At 71.5% G+C, this 20,790-nt stretch carries 17 protein-coding genes; 3 read left to right on the plus strand and 14 right to left on the minus strand.

The features are described from left to right. Nucleotides 1-2: 2 nt before the first annotated feature. From HMH01_RS06500 to HMH01_RS06550, 11 genes are all read right to left on the minus strand, one after another. The gene (locus HMH01_RS06500) at nucleotides 3-293 is read right to left on the minus strand and encodes a F0F1 ATP synthase subunit C (protein WP_171323548.1); all 291 of its coding nucleotides are present in this window, start codon (nucleotides 291-293) and stop codon (nucleotides 3-5) included. 2 nt (nucleotides 294-295) lie between these two features. Next, nucleotides 296-1,000, minus strand: coding sequence for a F0F1 ATP synthase subunit A (locus tag HMH01_RS06505; protein WP_171323550.1), 705 nt, complete (start codon nucleotides 998-1,000; stop codon nucleotides 296-298). Continuing rightward, nucleotides 991-1,293, minus strand: coding sequence for an N-ATPase subunit AtpR (locus HMH01_RS06510; RefSeq protein WP_171323552.1), 303 nt, complete (start codon nucleotides 1,291-1,293; stop codon nucleotides 991-993). The genes HMH01_RS06505 and HMH01_RS06510 overlap by 10 nt, the downstream gene beginning before the upstream one ends. A 30-nt stretch (nucleotides 1,294-1,323) precedes the next feature. Further along, complete coding sequence (locus HMH01_RS06515) at nucleotides 1,324-1,611, minus strand: AtpZ/AtpI family protein (RefSeq protein ID WP_171323554.1); 288 nt, start codon at nucleotides 1,609-1,611, stop codon at nucleotides 1,324-1,326. Next, complete coding sequence (locus HMH01_RS06520; RefSeq protein ID WP_171323556.1) at nucleotides 1,608-2,000, minus strand: F0F1 ATP synthase subunit epsilon; 393 nt, start codon at nucleotides 1,998-2,000, stop codon at nucleotides 1,608-1,610. Before HMH01_RS06520 ends, HMH01_RS06515 begins: the two co-directional genes overlap by 4 nt. After that, nucleotides 1,990-3,393 carry a F0F1 ATP synthase subunit beta gene (gene atpD, locus HMH01_RS06525; protein ID WP_171323558.1) on the minus strand — a complete coding sequence of 468 codons (1,404 nt, stop codon included), beginning with the start codon at nucleotides 3,391-3,393 and terminating at the stop codon, nucleotides 1,990-1,992. Before atpD ends, HMH01_RS06520 begins: the two co-directional genes overlap by 11 nt. 352 nt (nucleotides 3,394-3,745) lie before the next feature. Continuing rightward, a complete protein-coding gene (locus HMH01_RS06530; protein ID WP_171323560.1) occupies nucleotides 3,746-4,402 on the minus strand; it encodes a GntR family transcriptional regulator in 657 nt (218 codons plus the stop codon). Nucleotides 4,403-4,519: 117 nt separating this feature from the next. Continuing rightward, nucleotides 4,520-5,389, minus strand: a complete 870-nt coding sequence (locus tag HMH01_RS06535) for an ABC transporter permease (protein WP_343035162.1) — start codon at nucleotides 5,387-5,389, stop codon at nucleotides 4,520-4,522. Then, a complete protein-coding gene (locus tag HMH01_RS06540; protein ID WP_246237288.1) occupies nucleotides 5,386-6,195 on the minus strand; it encodes an ABC transporter ATP-binding protein in 810 nt (269 codons plus the stop codon). The genes HMH01_RS06535 and HMH01_RS06540 overlap by 4 nt, the downstream gene beginning before the upstream one ends. After that, complete coding sequence (locus HMH01_RS06545) at nucleotides 6,192-7,211, minus strand: ABC transporter substrate-binding protein (protein ID WP_171323562.1); 1,020 nt, start codon at nucleotides 7,209-7,211, stop codon at nucleotides 6,192-6,194. Before HMH01_RS06545 ends, HMH01_RS06540 begins: the two co-directional genes overlap by 4 nt. A 186-nt stretch (nucleotides 7,212-7,397) precedes the next feature. After that, a complete protein-coding gene (locus HMH01_RS06550) occupies nucleotides 7,398-8,342 on the minus strand; it encodes a fumarylacetoacetate hydrolase family protein (RefSeq protein WP_171323564.1) in 945 nt (314 codons plus the stop codon). A 231-nt stretch (nucleotides 8,343-8,573) separates the two neighbouring features. Here HMH01_RS06550 and HMH01_RS06555 point away from each other — a divergent pair, with 231 nt between their 5' ends. The 3 genes from HMH01_RS06555 (at nucleotide 8,574) to HMH01_RS06565 (ending at nucleotide 18,022) form a co-directional block, all read left to right on the plus strand. Next, entirely contained in the window at nucleotides 8,574-10,859 is a 2,286-nt protein-coding gene (locus HMH01_RS06555; protein ID WP_171323566.1) for a hypothetical protein, read from the plus strand. Further along, nucleotides 10,856-16,468 carry a VWA domain-containing protein gene (locus HMH01_RS06560; protein ID WP_171323568.1) on the plus strand — a complete coding sequence of 1,871 codons (5,613 nt, stop codon included), beginning with the start codon at nucleotides 10,856-10,858 and terminating at the stop codon, nucleotides 16,466-16,468. The genes HMH01_RS06555 and HMH01_RS06560 overlap by 4 nt, the downstream gene beginning before the upstream one ends. Nucleotides 16,469-16,837: 369 nt before the next feature. Then, entirely contained in the window at nucleotides 16,838-18,022 is a 1,185-nt protein-coding gene (locus HMH01_RS06565) for an AGE family epimerase/isomerase (protein WP_171323570.1), read from the plus strand. Nucleotides 18,023-18,039: 17 nt separating this feature from the next. Here HMH01_RS06565 and HMH01_RS06570 read toward each other — a convergent pair whose 3' ends face one another. The 3 genes from HMH01_RS06570 to HMH01_RS06580 all read right to left on the minus strand — a co-directional run bounded on the left by HMH01_RS06570 (nucleotide 18,040) and on the right by HMH01_RS06580 (nucleotide 20,767). Further along, a complete protein-coding gene (locus HMH01_RS06570; protein WP_171323572.1) occupies nucleotides 18,040-19,050 on the minus strand; it encodes a medium chain dehydrogenase/reductase family protein in 1,011 nt (336 codons plus the stop codon). Then, complete coding sequence (locus HMH01_RS06575; RefSeq protein ID WP_171323574.1) at nucleotides 19,047-19,913, minus strand: CPBP family intramembrane glutamic endopeptidase; 867 nt, start codon at nucleotides 19,911-19,913, stop codon at nucleotides 19,047-19,049. The genes HMH01_RS06570 and HMH01_RS06575 overlap by 4 nt, the downstream gene beginning before the upstream one ends. Before the next feature lie 89 nt (nucleotides 19,914-20,002). Continuing rightward, nucleotides 20,003-20,767, minus strand: a complete 765-nt coding sequence (locus tag HMH01_RS06580; protein ID WP_171323576.1) for a 3-oxoacyl-ACP reductase — start codon at nucleotides 20,765-20,767, stop codon at nucleotides 20,003-20,005. Nucleotides 20,768-20,790: the final 23 nt, after the last annotated feature.

The following is a 20,790-nucleotide window of genomic DNA, read 5'->3' on the forward strand; positions in this document are numbered from 1 at the left end:
CATCAGCCCCCGACGCCCTGCGATGCGGCCTCGATCGCACGATTTGCGAAGGGGTTCGCGAAGATCAGGATCATCGCCACCACGAAGCAGTAGATTGCCGTGGACTCGATCATGGCCAGGCTGACGAACAGCGTGCGGGTGATCGTGTTCGCGGCATCGGGCTGCTGCGCGATGGCCTGCAGCGCCTGGGCGGCGGCGCGCCCCTCGGCCAGCGCCGGGCCGATCGAACCGATGGCGATGGTCAGCCCGGCGGTAAGGATCGACACCACTGCAATCAGGGTTGCGGCATCCATGCTCAGTCTCCCGTGTCTTGGATGGATGGATCGTCGCTCGCCTGGCGGCTGCGGCTGGCCGAGCCGATGTAGACCATGGCGAGAATGGCGAAGATGTAGGCCTGGATCAGCCCGGTCAGCAGGCCCAGCACCTGCATGACGACCGGAAAGAAGAACGGCGCGACGCTGATCAGGATGCCCACGATCACCGTCCCGCTCATCACGTTGCCGTACAGGCGCACCGCCAGCGCGATGGTGCGCGATATCTCGCCCACCAGGGCGAAGGGTAGCATCAGCGGGGTCGGCTGGATGTAGCTGCGCAGATAGCCACGCAGGCCGCGCTTGCCGATCGAGAACAGCGGCACCGCGATCAGGACGCAGATTGCCAGCGCCGCCGTGGTCGAAAGCGACCCCGTGGGCGGCTGGTAGCCGGGTATCACCGCCAGGATGTTGGCCGTGGCGATGAACAGGAACAGGGTGCCGATGAAGGGCAGGTAGCGACCGGGGTCGTCCGCGCCGACCTCGGCGATCTGGTCGCGGATGGTGGTGACGATGACCTCCAGCGCGACCTGCCAGCGCGAGACGGTTTCCTCCGTGCTGAGCCGCGACGTGATCGCCCAGGACCCGAGCGCGAGAAGCGCCATCACCCCCCAGGTGAAGACGATCGTGGCGTTGAGCTGAACGCCCCGCCATTCGTGAAGAACCCAGGCGTCGGGGCTTATTTCCATGTCGTGTCCCCCGGCGTGGTGCGCCCGATCCACCTTGTCGCCGCAAAGCGCACCGCGATGAAGCCCGCCACCGCTGCCGCCAGCCCCCCGGCCGCCATCCCCAGGGCCGCCGCCGCCGCCAGCGCGCCGAGCATCAGCGCGATCCGCGCAAGCCCGAGGGCGACGAAGACACGGGCGCCGCCGCGGTCCTGCGGCAGCGATCGCACCGCCACCCAGAGCAACCCGAGATAGACCGCACCGAGCGCGGCGCCGCCCAGCGCGCTGAGGGGCAGGGCAAGGAACGACAGCGTCATCCTGCACCCCCCGGGCCTTGCGCCTGCCGGTCAGTCATCGCGCCCCTCCCGCCGGACCCAGGTCCAGGCGTTGAATGCGCCCAGCACCGCGCCCGCAAGCAGCAGGGTCAGCGTCCATGACACCTCGCCGGGCCAGCGCCGGTCGATCCATACCCCCAGCGCGACGCCCGCGACGATGGGCACCGCGACGGACCAGCCCACCAGCCCGAACATGCCCAGCCCGTACCAGGCGCTTTCCCGGCGGCGCTTGCGGGCCTGTTCCATCCGCTGCGCCTTGCGCGCGATGGTGTCCGTCTCGCTGTCGCGGCCGGTGTTCATGGCGATGCCGCCCCCAGATCGCGAAACCGGCGGACCATGCTCGCCTCCAGCCGCGCCAGCGCCGCGCGGGCATCGCGCTCCTGCTCGTCATGCTGGCGGAACTCGGCCTCCACGCGTGCGCGCAACACGGCCAGGTCGTCCCCCTCGACCGCACCGCGCACCGCCACCCGCACCTCCTCGCCGCATTTGACCAGCGTGCCCGAGTTGACGGCGACGAAACGTTCCGCGCCGGCCTCGGTCTCGTAGACAAGGATGCCCGGCACCAGCGCGCTGACGAAATCGATGTGGCCCGGCCACATGCCGAAGCGACCGTCCGGGCCCTCGGCCACGATGCGGCGCACGGGGCGGTCCAGGCAGACCGCCATGGGGGTGATGACCTCAAGCCGCATCCGGGGCCCCCGGCGGTCCGTCGAGGTCATCGATCGACCCGATCATGTAGAAATCCCCCTCGTCGCGGTCGCTGAACTCACCCGACAGGATCCGCTCGCAGCTGTCCAGCGTCGCGTCGAGCGTCACGAAGCGGCCCCTGTTCCCGGTCATCGCCTCGGTCGAGAAGAAGGGCTGGGTCAGGAACCGCTCAAGCTGGCGGGCCTGGCGCACGATGGCGCGGTCGCGCTCGGAAAGCTCCTCCAGGCCCAGCATCGCGATGATGTCCTTCAGGTCCTCGTATTCCGCCAGGGTGCTGCGCACGCCGCGCGCGATCCGGTAGTGGCGCGGGCTGACCGTGCCCGGTGTCAGCATCCGCGAAAAGGATTTCAGCGGGTCGATGGCCGGGTAAAGCCCCTCGGACGCCTTCTTGCGCGACAGCACGATCGACGCCGACAGGTGCGCGAAGGTATGCGTTGCGGCCGGATCGGTGAAATCGTCCGCCGGCACATAGACCGCCTGGATCGAGGTCATGGTTCCGCGGTCGGTCGAGCAGATCCGCTCCTCCAGGTCGGCCAGCTCCGTGCCCAGCGTCGGCTGATAGCCCACGCGGCTGGGAATGCGCCCCAGAAGGCCCGACACCTCGGACCCCGCCTGCACGAAGCGGAAGATGTTGTCGATCAGCACCAGCACGTTGCGGCGCAGGTCGTCGCGGAAATACTCTGCCATGGTCAGTGCCGCGTGACCCACGCGGAACCGCACGCCGGGGCTTTCGTTCATCTGCCCGAACATCATCACCGTGTTCTCCAGGACGCCCGCCTCGCCCATCTCGCGATACAGCTCCTCTGCCTCGCGCGAGCGTTCGCCAATGCCGCAGAACAGGCTGACGCCGTCGTATTCGGCGACCATGTTGTGGATCATCTCGGTGATCAGCACCGTCTTGCCGACACCGGCCCCCCCGAACAGCCCGGCCTTCCCGCCCCGTTCGAGCGGGCTCAGCAGGTCGATGGCCTTGATCCCTGTCTCGAAGATCGTCCCCTCCACCCGCCGCGCGACCAGCGGAACCGGCGCGCGCAGGATCGGTCGGCGGGGCAGGTCGCCCAGGGGCGGGCCTGCGTCGATCGTGTCGCCGAAGACGTTGAACATCCGCCCCAGAAGCTCTTCACCCACCGGCACCTCGATCGGCCCGCCGGTGTCGCGCACGGCCAGGCCGATGCGCAGATCGGCCGAGGGGTTCATCACCAGCCCGCGCGCCAGACCCTCGCCCGGCAAGCTCGCGACCTCGATCACGATCTCGGGGTCGGTCAGCGTGACCAGGCGCGTGCTGATCGACGGCAACGCGCCGTCGAACCGGACATCGGCGATCCCGCCGCCCAGCCGCACGATATGTCCCACGCCGGTGCTGCGCTGCTTCATTGACGGTGGTCCCCCTGCAGGTGGCGTGTCCGGCGTTGCCAGACTTTCGCCGGTCGAGGATTCACGCCCCAAGACTAGCAGCCACTCTGCCTTGGTGCATGGCAATCTTGCGACGAATTCATCATTCGGAAGCGCAAGCCGCGTCTGCCCACCCCCGGGCAGACCTGCCCCCACCGTCGCCGGCGCTGCCTGCCTCAGGTCGGCCAGGACGCCGGGCAAGCCGGCCCTCGCGGGTCCGGACGCAGCGGGCGCGGCTTGCGCCCGTACCCGCATCGAACGCGATCTCCTGCCTGCCGGGCCAGACCATCCGGGCGCCGGATTTCCCGCCGATGCGTTGTGTGCCCGCTCCGGTTCACTCGTCGAACAGGAAGCGCCCGGTCACCATGTAATGTTCCTGAAGGGCGCCCACGGCCTCCTCTGTCTTGCGCGACAGGGCCAGGTCGGTGATCTGCTCGTGCTCGCTGGCCACCGTCCGGCTGCGCTGGGACTTGCTGCGGGCCATGTGGCGATAGCGGATGTTGAGGTAATAGAGCTTGTCGCAGGTCGCGATCAGGAAGGGAGAGCCGCAGCCAGAGATCAGGCTCATGTGGAAATCCTTGTGCGCCTCTTCCCAGCCCGCGATGGCGGCGACGGGGGTCGGGTCGCCCGGCCGCTTGAGCTGGCGCAGCCGGTGATGCGACAGCAGGACCCGTTCCTCCCAGGCCGCGTCGCCCCTCTCGATCGACAGGCGCAGCGCCTCGCCCTCCATGAAGCAGCGGTTGCGCAGGATGTCGTCGAATTCCGTGCGCGAGGTGTCCGACACGAAGAAGCCCCGCTTGTCGATGCGCACGACCCAGCCATCGGTGGTAAGCTGGTTCAGCGCCTCGCGGATCGGCGACGCGCCGCAGTCGTAGCGCTCGGACAGCATCTTCAGCCGCAGCTTTTCGCCGGGCGCAAGCCGGCCGAACAGGATGTCCTGCCGGATCCGCTCGCTCAATGCGATGCCGAGGGATTGGCTCTGATTGTTCATCGAGGCGCCTGTTTCGGGTCCGCGCCGCAAACCCGGCGCCGTCTGTTTCCCTTAGCGCACCATTCGAACCGATGCCAGCAGGGAGGCGCCGCCCCGTTTCGGGCGGCGCCGGGGGTGTCAGTGATCGCCCATAACGCTGGATTTCTGCCAGAACACGAAGCGTCGCTGCGCCCAGACCACGGTCATGAAGATCGCAAGCCCGATCAGGCTGAGATAGATGATCAGCGCGAAGACGCGGGCGGTGTCCAGGTTGGTCGACGCCACGCGGATCAACTCGCCGAAGCCCTTGCCGCCGCCCAGGAACTCGCCGGTGATGGCGCCGGCCATGACGCCCACCGACCCGATCTTCAGCCCGGTGAAGAAATGCGGCATGCCCGTGGGCAGCTTCATCTTCACCAGCGTCTGCCAGCGCGTCGCCCCCATCGTCTTGAACAGCATCCGCGCATTCTCGTCGGCGGCGTGCAGCCCCGCGGCGGTGCCCACGATGATCGGAAAGGTCGCGATGAAGGTCGCCAGCGCCACCTTGGATTCGATGCCGAAGCCCAGCCACGCGATGAAGAGCGGCGCGAAGGCCACCTTGGGCATGGTGTCGATCGCCACCAGGTAGGGCATCACCGCCCGCTCGCCGAAGGTGGTCTCGCCGACCAGAACCCCCAGCGAGAAGCCCAGCGCGGTCGCCAGGATGAAGGCGTAGAACACCTCCTTCAGCGTCATCCAGAGCGGCCCCAGCATGTAGCCGCCGGTCAGCAGGTTGTTGCCCACGAACAGGATTTCCTCGGCCGTATCCATCGGCGAGGGCAGGATGATGGGCGAGACGAGACCGCTGATATGGGTCGCGTACCAGATGCCCACGAACACGATGAAGATGGTGGCCATGGATACCGCCCGCGGCAGGCGGTCGAACCAGGAGACATGCTCCACCCAGACGGTATCGGGATGATCCTCGCGCTCGTGCCCGAGGGGCGGGTTTGTGGCGGACGCGGTCACAGGAAGGCTCCTTCGTCGAGTTGCTTTCGGATCCGGTCGACCAGCGCGCCGAATTTCGGCGTCGTGATCATGTCGAGCGTGCGCGGACGTGGCAGGTCGATCTCGACGATCTCGGCGATGCGGCCGGGGCGCGGCGACATGCAATAGACGACGTCCGACAGGATCACGGCTTCCGGGATCGAGTGGGTGACCAGAAAGGCCGTGGCGTTGCGCTCCATGCAGATGCGCTGCAACTCCATGTTCATGAAGTCGCGGGTCAACTCGTCCAGCGCGCTGAACGGCTCGTCGAGCAGCAGCACCGACGGCTCGCTGACCAGCATCCGGCAGATCGCTGCGCGCTGCGCCATGCCGCCCGACAGCTCGTTCGGATAGACGCTCTCGAAGCCCTTGAGCCCGGCCATGTCCAGCAGCGCGCGCGCCTTGTCATGCGCGGCCGCGGCGGCCTTCTTGCCGTCGCGGATCTCGATCGGCAGGACGATGTTCTCGATCACCGTGCGCCACGGGAACAGCGTGGCCTGCTGGAACATCATCCCGATGTCCTCGCGGGGGCCGGTGACGGGCCGGCCCTCCAGCATGACGCTGCCGGCAGATGGCGGCACCAGCCCCGCCATGATCTTCAGCAACGTCGATTTTCCGCACCCGCTCGACCCGATCACCGAGGAGAAGCTGCCTTCCCGCAGGGTCATGCTGACAGTGTCGAGCGCGTGCACCCCACGCCGCGCATAATGCTTGGAGACATTGCGCAGCGTGTAGACCGGCCGCGCCTCCTGCGCGGCCGGGACGGTTGAGGCGAGGGGCTGGTTCAAGGCAGGGTGTTCCACTTCTCGACGAATTCGTTGGTATAGACCACCGAAAGATCGGGCAGCGGCGCTTCCAGCTCGCCCGAGGCCACCATGTTGTCATGCCAGGCCTGCCAGTGCTCGGGGTCCTGGTAGCCCCAGCCCTTCGACATGTCGTGCGGCACGCCCTTTTCCAGAACCGCTTCCAGCAGCGCGTTGGCGAATTCGCGGTCCTCGCCTTCCTGCGGGTTGCCGGCCGCCAGGTGGTCGAGCACCCGCTCGCGGTTGGCCGGGTCGCGGGTGAACAGCGTCGCCCGCACCATCGCGCGGCCGAAGCCCTCGATGATCTCGGGGTTGGCCTCGATGTATTCGGCGGTGGCGGCATAGCCGTTGCCGAACAGGGTCTGGAATTCCTCGGGCGTGATGTCGCGCATCGGCCAGCCGCGATAGGTCAGGATCGCCTTGTCCGCAAGCGACCCGACATAGGCCGATATCTCTTCGCGGATGAAGCCGGCGGTCGCGGTGCCGCCATCGCCCACCGGGATGAACTCGTAGTCGGCCGGTTCGCTCATGCCGAAGGAGTTGAGGATCGCGCGGGCAAAGCCCACCTCGGCCCCGTCCGCGGTGCCGACGCCGATGCTGGTGCCCTTCAGGTCGTCGGGGCTGTCGAATTCCGCCGCCTCGGGCACCAGGATGCCGAACGAACTGCGCGGCAGCGAGTTGTAGAGGAACTTGACCGCCACGCCACGGGCGTTGGCCTGGATCACCGGGGCCGGGCCCGGGCGGCCGATCTGCGCCTGGCCCGAGGCCAGCGCCTGCAGGATCGCGGACGAGCCGTTCACCGCCTGCGGGTCCACCTCGATCCCCTCCTCGGCGAAATAGCCCTCGCCGATGCCCACGAAGATCGGGAACGAGTTGATGGCCGACGGGCTGGGCGACACATAGGTCACCCGCGTCATCTCCTGCGCGGCCAGCGGCGACGCGAGCATCGGCACCACCGCCAGCGCCAGCGCCATCGCGCCGCGGCGCGTGAAGTTGCTCATGGAATTCATGTTGGTCTTTCCTCCCTGGTTCGTGCCGGTCCGCTTTGCCGTGGCCGGCATTGTTGCGCCCGTCGGGCGATACGGCGCCACGCGGGTCGGCGTGGCGGCGTCCGGGCACGCGGCCGCGGTCTGCGCGGTGGCGCGTGCCTTTCCGGTCAGCCGCGGCCCGGCCGCGGCGAAGCTGGTTCAGGACGCGGCGCTTGTCGCGTCCGCGTATTTCCCGCCGGTCTGCGCGGGCAGGGGTGGCAGGCCCTTTTCGGTCCGCTCCAGCCGGGTTTCGCGCGGCCAGGTGCGGTGCAGGTCGTCGCGGACCCTGATGGTCAGCCGGTCCAGCCCCTCGCATTCCAGCTCGATCGTGTCGCCGTCCTGGATGCTGCTCAGGCCGCGATGGTTCGTGCCGGTCGCCAGGACGTCACCGGGTTCCAGCGTCATGATCGAGCTGGTCCACGAGATGCACCGCGCGATGTCGTGCGCCATGTCGTCGGTGTTGAAGTTCTGCGTGAGCCGCCCGTTCACCCAGAGCCGGATACCGAGCTTCTGCGGGTCCGCGATCTCGTCCGCGGTCACGATGAAGGGGCCCATCGGCGCAAAGGTGTCGCGCGACTTGGCCTGGAAGAACACGTTCTGCGCCGGCGGCAGGCCGCGGGCCGAGCCGTCCATGAAATTCGTGTAGCCGAAGACGTGATCCATCGCGTCCTCGATCGAGACGTTCTTCGCACGCTTGCCGATGATCAGCGCGATTTCCGCCTCGCACTCGAAATTCGTGGCCGGCGCGTCCGGCAGCACCATCGTGTCGCCCGGGCCGATGACCGCGCTCGGCACCTTGTGAAAGGCGTTGATCGGCTTGGGCTCGGGCAGGGTGCCGTCCTCCATGTAGTTCACCGCCATGCACACGATGTTGCGCGGACGGGGGATCGGCGCACGCACGCGAACGGATGCGAGCGGCACGCCCGTCCCGGTTCTGGCCGCGTTTTCCACCGCCGGGCGGTAATGGTCGAAGCGCGCGATCAGCGCGGCCATCAGATCCTCGGGGGCAAGCCGGTCACGCTCTTCGATGAGCCCGGTGATATCCACGGCCATGTCGTTCGACAGAACGCACAGGCGGTAATCGTCTGCGTAAAACAGTCTCAAGGTCTTTCCTCCCTCTCGGCCACTTCTGGCGGGCCGTTGAAAACAGCATTGTCGATAAAAAATCGAAATACAACTATTTTGTCGATAATCGTGACGCGCCCTCCAACGGCCTTCCCCGGCGGACCATGTGGCCGGGCAACCGCGAGGCCGCGCCCCATTGGCTGTTGCGCTTGTCACTATGGCCGCTGTCGGGCCTGTGGTAGCCTTCCTCCGCAGATCAAAGGCCACGCCATGCCCAACGGACTTGTCGCAGCGCTCCCCGCCCTCCTGATCGGCCTGGCGCTGGCCGTGGCCCCGCCTGCGCGGGCGCAGACGCCCGACAGGCTGGATGCCTGGCTTTCCGGGGCAGAGGTGCTGGCCGGCGCGCTTGACCGCACGCAGTTCGACCTGGATGCGCTCGCGCTCGAGATGGCCCTTGCCACCCCCGAAGAGATCGCCGCCCGCGTCGATGCGCTGGTCGCGACGCAGATCTATCCCGGCGCGCTGCGCGGGGCCGAGGGCAGCCTGGCGGCGGGCAGCGGCAACAGCCTAGACCAGGCCTTGCTGACGATCCGGCTGCTGACCGATGCCGGGTACGAGACCCGCCTGGCCCGGGCGCGGCTGGGCGACGAAGATGCGGCGCGTCTGCTGGCGGCAGGCGCCGCGCCGCAGCGCCCGCCCGCGCTGGCCGATCCGGCCACCGCCGCGGCGGCCCTGGACGGGATGGGCGCGGCCATCGAAGACCCGGCGCTGACCGCCGCGGTGGGCGCCTATCTCGACGGGCCCGCGGCCCTGCCGGATGCCCCGGCCGAGGTGCGCGCGCAGGCCGATCGCCTGATCGCCGCGCTGGGCGACGCGATGCCCGGCCCCGCCGCTCTGGGCGCGTTGATGGAAGACGAGGCGCGGGACTATTTCTGGGTCCAGCACCGGCTTTTCGCGGGCGACGACTGGCAGGACCTGCACACGGCCTTCACGCCCGGGACGCCGCTGGAACCGGCGGAATTCGTGGCCTCCCCGCTGCCCGACGACCTGCTGCACCGGGTCGAGATCCGCTTCCGCCTGGTCGTGCGCGATGGCGGGCGCATCACCGAGACCGACCTCATGTCGCCCGTTTCCTTCGCCCCCGCGGCGCAGGGTCGGATGCCGCTGGTCTTCTCCATCCTGCCCGACGGCGTCCTGAAGGGAGAGCCGGACATCTTCCGGGCCGCCCCTGAAAGCACCTTCTTCTTCCCGCTTCTGAACGGCGCGCTGGGCGACCGGGCCATGGCCTTCACCCGCGAGGGCGTGACGGCCCCGGCCGCCGATGTGCTGGCGGGCGGCGCGATGAGCGACCTGATCGCCACCGTCGGCGCCCGTACCTCCCGGGCGGTGGGGCTTCTCGACAGCCTGGGCGGTGGGGCGGATGACGACCTTCCGCCGGACACCCCCGTGACCGAGGTGATGGGCCTCGTGATGAGCGTGACCCACACGCCCCCCTTCGGCGCGCCGCGCATCGAGCATGTCCGCCATCTTGCCGACCGCCGCGGTGCGGACGGGCGGGCCGAAGGCGCGGTGCTGGCGATGCCCGACGCCGCCCCGCCAGAGATCGCGGTGCTGGGCCGCTGGACGCTCCTTGGCCTGGCGGGCGGCACCGGCCCCGCCGAGGTGGTGGCGGCTCAGATCGACCGGGCGCTGGCCCTGCGCGACGCGGCCCCTGTCGCGGACGGGGTGGTGCCCGGCCAGCCGACGGCGAACCCCGCGCAGCTTCTGGTCACGGCCGAGATGCTCGACCGGGCCGCGGCCCTGGGCGCGGGGCAGGGGACCACGGTCTATCGCGCGGGCCCCGGCCTTGCGATGATCCACCAGACCGGCCGGATCGAGGGCGACCGCGTGATCCAGACCGCGGGCATCGACATCCTCGCGACCGCCCGCCGCGCGCTTGGTCCCGACGGCGCGCCCGACCCCGCCGCGGCCCTGCGCGCCGGCGTGGCCGAGACGCTGGCCGAGACCGTGCTCGGCACCTCGGTCGCACCCGGGACAGGGCCCGAGGCGCTGGCCCGCATCGGCAGCTGGGAGCCGCTGGTCGCGGCCCCCGAACTGCGCCTTGCGCGCCGCGCGGCCGAACTTGAAGACCTGCCCCCCGGCGCCCGCGCCGCGGCCGCGGCCGACCTGGCGCGCGGCGCGGTTCTGGCGCTGGCGACCGGCGGGGGCGTCGCCTGGTGGCGCGTCGATCCCGTCAGCGGCGCGACCATCGGCGTCGATGCGCTGGGCCGCGGGGCCGAGGCGGCCGATTACGTCAGCCTTGTGGATGCCATCATCACCGGCGTCTTCATCGGCTACGGCGCGTCCCAGTGCGGCGGAGAGGGGGCCGCCTATGCCTGCTGCGTCGGCACCAACTTCGCCTTCGGCATGATCGGCTTCGCGGTTCTCGACAAGGTGGCGAAGGGGATCGTCGCGCTCCAGTTCGCCGACGATGTCGGCGCGGGGCTGACCGGGCTTGCCGCCGGGACCACCGCCTCGGCCACCGGCTGGAACCCGATGTCGGCCATCTGCGAATGATCGCGCGCGCGGCCCTCGCGGCCCTGCTGGCCACGCTTGCGGCGCAGCCCGCGCCGGCCCAGTCGCGCATCCATCTCCAGGCGGTGCAGGACGCCGGCGCAACCGTCGCCGACGCGCAGCGCCTCGTGCCCGGCACCACCGACCTTGGCCCCGACCCGCCCGAGGCGACCCGCATCTTCCGCCTCGCCCCCGAGACGACCGGGCTTTACCGCATCACCCTCGACGGCCCCGGCGCGCTGTCGCTGCTGGCCTATCCCACGCCCGACGGATTGCCGGCGGACGGCGCGCGCCCCGCGGTGGTCGCGCGCTACGCCAGCGCCTACGGCCCGCCGGCGATCGGCCCCGTGCTGCTGGCGGCCGGGCGCCCCTACCTGCTGACCGCAAGCAGCCTGCAACCCGCCGCGCTGGTCCTGACCCTGGCCGAGGAACTTCCCCCGCCCGCGCCGGTCCCCGAACGCGGCGCCGGGATCGGCCCGGGCCGCTACCTGTTCGAGGCAACCGACGCGATCCGCCTGACGCTGCCGCCCGGCCCGCCGCTTCGGATCGCGGCGCAACCCGAGGCGCGGGCGGGGCTCGACGCGCGCGCCGACGGTGTCTCGATCCCGCCGGGCGGGCTCTATCCCTTCGCGACCGAACGCGCGGCGGATCTCTCGCTCGCCCCGCGCATCGGCCGGGACGAGCCGGCGCCGCTGGTTCTTCTGGACATCGCGCCCGCCCCCGAAGGCCTGGACGAGGTCGAGCCGAACGACACCACGCCGCAACCCGTCGGGATCGGCAGCGACTTCGCGGGCGTGCTGCTGCCCGGTGGCGACAGCGATGCCCTGACCTTCGGGATCGACGCCCCCGCCAGCCTGTCGCTCGATGTCCGGACCGGTGCGGTCTGGCCCGGCTTTTCCGCCACGCTGGAACGCGAGGTGGACCGGGCGCAGGTCCAGATCTGGTCGCGCCGGTCCCGGCGTGGCGCGCTCTTTGCGGGTCCGCTCGAACTTGGGCCCGGCACCTATCGCCTGACCCTGCGGCGCGAGGATGCCGACACGCAGGACGCGCCCTATACCCTGCGCCTTGCCCCGTCGCCCGCCACCCCGCCAGGCACCGAGCAGGAGCCGAACGACACGCCGCGCGCCGCCACCCCGCTCGGGCCCGCGCTTCAGGTCCGGGGGACCGCGGGCGCCAACGATACCGACCACTTCGTCTTTTCCGTCCCCGACAGCGCCGATGGACGGCTCTGGCGGGTGATGGCCGTGGGGGCGGATCGGCTGCTCGTCTCGGGCCCCTTCGGCCCGCTGGCCGATGTCACGGCCGAGGGCCGCCGCGCCATGGCCGACGCCCTGGCCCTGCCGCCGGGCGACTACATGGCCGAGATCAGGGGCGCGGGCGACTACGCGCTCAGGGTCATGGACCTTGGCCCGCACCCGCAGGGATGGGAGTCGGAACCCAACGACCGCGCCGGCGACGGGCTGCGCCTTGCCTTCGACGCGCCGGTCTCGGGCAGCTTCCACCACGCGCGGGACGCCGACAGCTACCTCTTCCAGCTTGGCGCCGAGACGGCGGTGGCGCTGGCGATCACCCCGCCCGATGACGGCGCGATGGCCGCCCGCCTGTACCTCGATGGCCAGCCCTGGGGCCGCACGCGCCTGTTCGCCCCCGCCGGGGCCGAATACGTCTACGACGCGACCCTGCCCGCGGGCGACTGGTGGCTGGAGCTTGCCCCCGCCGAGACGCGGACCCGCGGCAACTACGGCGTCGCCCTGTCCCGGCGCGCGGCATCGGCCACCGCCGAACCCGACGACCGCCCGCTCGACGCCCGGCCGATGCCGCGCAGCGGCGATATCGCCGGCAGCGTCGGCGGCTTCGACGGCATCGACCAGGTCTTCGTCGCGCTTCCGCAGGGGGCGGGCCGGGCGCTTTTCGCCTGCGACGGGCCGGGCCAGGGCGGCGGATGGACCCTGTGGGACTGGGCCGGCACCCGCCTGCCGAACCCGCAGGCGGATCTAGCGCCCGTCGATTACACCCCGGACCTGGGCGGCGCCCTCCGGCTCGAGATCCGCGGCGGCGATACCGAAGCCGACTATGCCTGCGCCATGCGCCTTGCCCCCGCGACGCTGCCCGCGCCGGTCGACGCGCCCCGGACCCTGGGTCCCGGAACGGCGGGGGTCTTCACCCTGACCGACACGCGCCCGCCCCTCGACATCCCCCTCGACCTGCCGCGGGGGGCGGTTGGCGCGCTGGGCTGCACCGGGCCCGATGGCGTGCCGATCGCACCCTCCGACCGGCTGGTGGAACTGCGTGACACCCAGGTGCCGCGCGACGCCGACCTGGACGGCCTGCGCCCCTTCCGCGCCGGGGAAAAGCCCCTGTTGCGCCTGAGCGGCCAGGCCGCGCCCGCGCTGCCCCACAGCCTGACCTGCGTCCTGCACGATCTCTCGACGCTGGCCCGGCCCCGCGACCGCGGGCCGGCCGCGCCCTTCGTGCCGCCGGAACCGCCCCAGCCCCGGGCGCAGGCCGCCGTGGCAACCGATGCGCCGCCCCCGCCGGGGATCCAGGCGCTGATGGCGCTGGCCATCCCCGAAGAGCAGCCGCGCGGCGACCTGCCCCTTGCGTTTGCCTTCGCCGACCTGCCCCCCTTCGCCGCCTATTCCGCGGCGGGGCAGGGCGCTCGCGTGACGGCGCAGATCACCAACCGCGGCCCCGAGCCGCTGGATCTGACCTTCGAGGCGACGGCGCAGGCCGAGGGCTGGCAGGTGGTTGTCGACCCCGCCCGCGCGACCCTCGCCCCCGGCGCGACCCTGCCCGTCACCCTGGCGCTGCGCCTGCCACCCTGGCAAAGCCCGGTGCTCGCGCCCCCGCTGGCGCTGATCGCCCGCGCGGGCGACCGCTTCGCCGCGGACCTGCTGGAAACCCGGATCGACGCCAACACCCCCCAGCAGTCCCCCTTCGTCTGGTGGAGCGCGCCGGACGCGCTGCGGGGTGGCCTGAACCTGCTTCACCACGGCCTGGGCGCGCGCCTGATCGCACAGGGCGACGCCCCCGTCAGCGATGCCGATGCGACGCGCGCCGCCGCCTTCCATGACGGGCTTGCCCCCCATGTCGGGGCGCCTCTTGCATCCGGCGCCCTGACCTTCCGGCTGGCCGCGCCCGGAACCCTGGCGGGGGCGATGATCCAGCTGCGCAGCACCACGCCGCGGGGCGCCTGGCCGGACAGCTACGCGGTCGACCTGTCGCGCGACGGGACCGGCTGGCGGCGCGTGGCGGCGGGCGCGCTCGACGCGCGGCACGGGCCCCAATTCGTGATCTTCGACCGCCCGCAGGAAGCAGCCTTCCTGAGGGTCGGCTTCCCCTCCTGCCGGGGCGGCTGCGACCGTGTCGCGGTGCAGGAGATCCAGGCCATAGCGCCCCCCGGCACCCATCCCGAGGGGCTTGCCCCCATCAACGCCGCCGATCCCGCGCTGGGCGGGCATGTCGTGGCCGCGCTTCCCAATCATTCCGGCAACTGGAACGAGGAACTGCTGACCGCCGACCCCGACAGGCGCAATTCCGGCTGGGCCGAGCGCAATTCCCCGCAGGCGATCGTGCTGGGCTTTCACCAGAACCGCGCGGCCCTGATCGAGCGGCTGGCCTGGGTCGGCAACCCCGCGGATGCCGCCAGGCCCGCCGGCGCAGAGGTCGCGATCTCCACCGAAAGCCCCGCCGGCCCGTGGCGGACGATCGGCACGCTTCCCGCCCCGCCGCCGGGCGCCGACCGGGCCGAGCTTGTCCCCGCCGCCCCCGTCTGGGCGCGCTATGTCCGCGTGACCGTCGACATCGCCGGGGACCAGGTCGGCCCCGACGCCATCCTCGCGCATGAGGCGCCCGGCACTTCCGTGCTGGGCCTGTGGGAGGATGACGCGCCCGCGGCCGCGTTCGAGGCGCAGGGCCATGGCGTCACCCCTGCGGTTCCCGAACCGTCCGGCGGACCCGACCGCGACCGCGCCGTGACCCTTGCGCCCGGCACGCCCGTCCGCTCCTCGGTGGTGCTGGAGCGTAACGAGGACTGGTGGCGCATCGTGGTTCCAGACGGCCCGCCGCAGGAACTCTCGCTCGCATTCGCCGGCGCGCCCCTGGAGGTGGAGGCCGAACTGGCCGACGCGACCGGCGCCGCCATCCCGCTTGCCTTCGAGCAGGACGCGCAGGGCACCACCGGCCGCGCGGTGCTTGCGCCCGGGGATCATTTCCTGCGGATGTTCGAGCCGCCCCGCTCGGTCGTGATCGCCTGGGACACCTCGGGCAGCGTCGCGCCCTATATCCCGCGCACGCTGGCCGCGGTGCGCACCTGGGGCGCCTCGCTGCAACCGGGGCGCGATGCGCTCCAGCTTCTGCCCTTCGGCAGCCCGGTGATCCTGCCCGATTTCGCCGACACACCCGAGGCGTTGGCGCCGTGGCTGCGCGAGTTGCCCTCGACCGGGTCGAGCGATGCCGAAGGCGCGATGCGGCTGGCCGCCGAGGCGCTGCGCGGCCGCCGGGGCGCGCGCGGCGTGGTCATCATCACCGATGCCGAGACCAGCGCCGACCCGCAACTCTGGCCGCAGCTTCTGGCCGCGCGGCCCAGGGTCGTGTCGCTGTCGATCGACAGCGACAGCCGCCAGAATGCCGCGATCCTGATGGACTGGGCCGCCATGAACGGCGGCCGCTTCCAGCGCGTCGTGGGGCCCTTGGGCCTGGCCGACGGGCTCGACATGGCGGCGGCGCTCTTCCGCGCGCCCAAGCCCTATGCCCTGGCCGCGACCCTGGCCCCCTACGCCGAGCCCGAGGGCATCGCCACCCTGACCCTGGCCGAGGCAGAGGCGCCCGCGGCCACGCCCACCGGCGCGATCGAGGTGATCCTCGACGCTTCGGGATCCATGCTCCAGCGGCTCGACGGGCGGCGGCGGATCGAGGTGGCCCATGACGCGCTTGCGCGCCTCGTGCGCGAGACGCTGCCGCCCGGCACCCCCTTCGCCTTCCGCGCCTTCGGCCTGCAAGAGGACAGCTGCCGCACCGAGTTGCAGCTGCCGCTCGCGCCCCTCGACCCCGCCACGGCCGAGGCGGCGATCCGGGGCGTTCCGGCCGTCAATCTCGCCCGCACCGCCATAGCCGACAGCCTGCGTGCCGCCGCCACGGATCTTGCGGGATCGACCCCGCCCCGGGTCATCGTGCTCGTCACCGACGGCGAGGAAACCTGCGAGGGCGACCCTGCCGCCGCGATCGAGACGCTGCGCGCCTCGGGGCTGGATGTCCGCGTCAACATCGTGGGCTTCGCGATCGACGATGCGGGCCTTGCCGAAAGTTTCCGCTCCTGGGCCACGGCCGGGGGCGGGGCCTATTTCGACGCCGGCAACGCCGCGGCGCTGGATGCGGCCATGACCGGCGCGCTGACGCCGCGCTTCGACATCCTGCGCCGCCATCCGGACGGGCGGATCGAAGCCGTGGGCAGCGCGGCGCTCGGCGACACGGTCGAGGTTCCCGCAGGCACCCTGATCCTGCGCCCCGCCAGCGCCGCCACCGGACCGGAGATCGAACTGCGCCTCGCCCCCGACGCTGCCGCGACCCTCGACTACCGCGCGGGCAGGGGCCTGAGTGCCCGGCCCGGCTGAACGGGCGCATCCCGGACCGCACGGCGCGCCCCGCCGCCCCTGGGCGGGCTGGTCCGGCCCCTGCCGGTCCCGCGCCAGCGCCACGAAACCCGGGGTCCGGATCGGCGGCCGCCGGGGCGATCGTCTTCCCTCCCGCAACCGGGGCATGGCCATGACAGCTCCAGGTCCGCGCGATGTTCCCGCATCCGGCCGTCTTCGATAACATCGCCCCAGGCCCGTGAAGGAAGATGCCCCGACCCAAGGTGAAGCGCCCGTGACCCGCACCACCCAACCCACGCCAGTCGAGCGGCTTGCGAAACGCCGTTCCGCCCGGCCCCGCCCCGCCGCTGTGGCGCGCGACCGCGCCCGCACCACCCCGGAGGACCCCCGATGACCGACACCGCCCGCCTGCTTGGGGACGCCCGCGACCAGATCGACTTCTTCCGCCGCAGCCTGCGCGCGGATGGCGGCTTCGACGTGCTGGGCTGGGACGGCACGTCCATTCCCGGCGTGGCGCAGGAGTTGCACGGCACCACCCGCCTGGTCCACTCCTTCGCGCTGGGCCACGCGCTGGGCCTGCCCGGCTGCACCGACATCATCGATGCGGGCATGGATTTTCTGTGGAACCACCACCGCGATGCCCGGCATGGCGGCTATGCCTGGTCGGTGCCCCGCGATGGCGCGCCGGGCGATACGACCAAGCTTGCCTATGGCCATGTCTTCGTGCTGCTCGCGGCCTCCAGCGCGCGTGCCGCGGGCCATCCCGACGCCGCGCGCCTGCACGCCGATATCTGCGAGGTGATCGACCGGCATTTCTGGGATCCCGACCACCGGCTTCTGCGCGACGAGTTCGCCGCCGACTGGACGCCGTTCTCGACCTATCGCGGGATGAACGCCAACATGCACGGCGCCGAGGCCTTTCTCGCCGCGTTCGAGGCGACCGGAGAGCGCGCCTTTCTCGACCGCGCCGGCGCCATCCTCGACTTCTTCATCGGCCAGGTGGCCCCGAGCCACGGCTGGCGCCTGCCCGAGCACTACACCGCCGACTGGCAGGTGGACCCGGATTACGCGGGCAACCCCATGTTCCGCCCCGCCGGCACCACCCCCGGCCACTCCTTCGAGATGGCCCGCCTCCAGCTTCAGCATTGGGACCTGTCGGGCCGCCCCGACACCGGCGCGCCGGACCGCGCGCGGGCGCTTGTGGACCGCGCGCTGGCCGACGCCTGGGCGTCTGATGGCGGCATCGTCTACACCCTCGACGCCAAGGGCCGCCCCGCGATCCGCGACCGCTACTGGTGGCCGGTGACAGAGGCCATCGGCGCCATCGCCTCCCTGCGCAAGCTTGGTCCCGATCCCGCGCTCATGGCATGGGAGGCCCGTCTCCGGGCCTTTGCCGAGGCGCATTTCATCGACAAGGCGCGGGGCGGCTGGTTCCCCGAGATCGACGCGCAGGGCAAGCCGGTCGAACGCCAGTTCCACGGCAAGCCCGACATCTACCACGCGCTTCAGGCCTGCCTGATCCCGGCCGTGCCGGGACTGTCGCGGCTGATCGACGGGGTGCGCGGCCTTCGCTGAGGGCGGCCCCTCAGGGGTCAGGGGTCGCTTACCCGCAGCACCAGCTTGCCCGCGACCGCGCCGGCCTCCAGCCGCGCATGCGCCTCGCGCACCTTCGAGAGCGGCAACACCTCGGCCACGACCGGCGCGATGCGCCCCTCGGCCAGCATCCCGAACAGCGCCGCCAGATCGGCGCGGAACCACTCGGGATGCCGCCGCCGCATGGCGCCGATGGAATAGAAGGCCGTCGCGTGGCCGTTGGGCAGCCAGTCCCAGATCTTCAGGCGCACGAAATCGACGGGGATCGACCCCTCCCGCCCCAGCACCTCGTTCTGGAAGCCGAAGGCGACCAGCATGCCGCCCGGCTTCAGCGCGTGCAGCGACCGCGAAAGGCTTGCGCCGCCCAGCGGATCGAACACCGCATCGACCCCGCCGCCCACAGCTTCAAGCAAGGCTCCCTCCGGCGCGTCCGCCGCGACCGGGATGCCGCCAAGCCTGCGGATCAGGCCGTGCTTTTCCGTCACGTCGCTGCCGAAGGCCGCGATCCCCGCAGCGCGCGCAAGCTGCAACATCATCGTGCCGACCGCGCCGCCCGCACCGTGGATCAACAGCCGCTGCCCCGCCTGCATCCGCGCGACCCGGTGCAGCATCTGCCAGGCCGTCACCCCCGACAGGATCACGCCCAGCGCCGCCACCTCCCCCACGCCGTCCGGCACCGCCGTCAACCGCTCCTCGGGCAGGCACAGGTATTCGCCCTGCGCGCCGATGGTCGTCAGGTCCGCCACCCGCGCCCCCGGGGGAAAGCGCGTCGCCCCCGGCCCGGTGGCGTCGACGACGCCCACCATGTCGTAGCCCGGCGTGAAGGGCGGCCTTTCCGTCACGTCCGGGTACATGCCCTTGCGGATCATCACGTCGGTAAAGGCGGCGCTGCTGACCAGAACGCGCACCCGCACCTCGCCCGGCCCCGGCGCGGGGATCGCGGCCACGGTTTCCAGTTCCAGCACCTCCGGCCCGCCAAGGCCGGTCTGCCTGACGCGGGTCCAGCTCATCGCAGGGTCTCCCTCTCTGGCATGACGCCGGCCACGCCGCGCGCGGGCGGCAGGACCTGCGTCACCGCCCCCGCGCGTCCGAACATCGCCGCCCGGTTCCACCACAGGACGATCCCCGCGACGCCGGCAAGGATCCAGCTGTCCCAGGGCTGGGCGTCGGGCCAGAACGGGTTGATCAGCTGCCAGTGAAACAGCATCGGCCACATCAGGCTGCCGCCGGTCCGGTTCAGGATCGGCGTGACCAGCACCGCAAGCGCCACGTTGCCCACCAGGAACGGCAGGAAATCCCACTCGGCAAAGACCATCCCGGCAAGGTAGAAGACCGGCAGGTGCCACAGCCCCCAGACCGCCCCGACCAGCGCCCCCGCAAGGGCCGGCGCCATGTGCCGCTGAAGGATCGGCTGCGCAAGCCCGCGCCAGCCGAATTCCTCGACCGGCCCGAGAAACAGCATCATCGCGAGCAGCCCCAGCATCGGCCCCGCGCCTTCGGGCGGCAGCGGCGCAAGCGGCGGCCCGCCCTTCAGGGCCGAGCCTGCGACGAAGACCAGCGGCAGGCCGATTGCCGTGAACGCCACCCAGCCCCATGGACAGCGCCACAGGAACAGCCGCAGGACGAAGGCACGCAGCCCCGCCACCCCCCGCAGGCCAAGAACCAGCGCAAGCGCCGCAAGCGCCGGCGACCAGGTCGCCACGAAGAATACCGGATGCCCGCCATGAAGCGGCCCCAGCCAGGCCGTGGCCGTCCCGGGGGCCACGACATAGGCGCCGATCAGCGCCCATGTGACCAGGAAGGTCAGCCCCAGGAAGGGCACCACCGCCCAGGACGGCAGGTCGGAACCCGCCCCGCGCCTTGCCTCCGCCATGCGATGCCCCCCCTTCACGCGGGGAACCATGCACGGGGCAGGGCGGCCGGGCCATGATCCCGGTCAATCCCGGCGCGCGCCGCAATCCCTCAGCCGAAGACCAGCCCGCCATCCACGATCAGGTTCTGCCCCGTCACCGCCCGCGCCCAGGGCGAGGCGAAGAACAGCACCGCATCGGCCATCTCGGCGGGCGTGGTCACACGGCCCAGCGGCGTCTGGCCGGCCACGATGTCGAACACCGCCTCGGGCGTGGCAGCACTCGCATCCGTCGTGCGCAACAGCCCTCCCGAGACCATGTTCACCGTCACCCCCAGCGGCCCCAGCTCCTTTGCCGCGGTCCGGGTCAGCGCCAGCAGCGCCCCCTTGGCGGCGGTGTAGTCGTGATAGGGCACCACCGGGTTCTGCACCAGGTTGGTGCCGATGGTGACGACGCGGCCGAAGCCCTGCGTCTCGAAATGCGGGCGGACCGCCTGGATCAGCGCCAGGGCGCCGCCCACGGCGGTGCGGGTCTGCGCCTCGATGCCGGCCCAGTCCAGCCGGTCGAGATGCGGCCGCGCATCGCCGTCGAAGCTGAAATCCGCCAGCGCGTTGTGCACCACCACGTCGGGCGGGCCCAGCCGCGCGCCGATCTCCGCCACCATCCCGGCCACTTGCGCCGCGTCCGTCACATCCGCCTGAAACGCCGCCGCGCGCGGCCCGAGCTCGCTGGCCAGCGCCTCCGCCTGCGCCCCGCTCCGGCGGTAGTTGATCGCCACCCGCGCCCCTTCTCGCGCGAAGGCGCGCGCGATGGCCGCCCCCAGCCCGCGCCCGGCGCCCGTCACCAGCACGCAAAGATCCCCGATGTCCCTGTTCATGTCCCGCTTCTCCTGTTCCGCAG

This window comes from Halovulum dunhuangense, from assembly GCF_013093415.1.
In the GTDB taxonomy this organism is placed as follows: domain Bacteria; phylum Pseudomonadota; class Alphaproteobacteria; order Rhodobacterales; family Rhodobacteraceae; genus Halovulum; species Halovulum dunhuangense.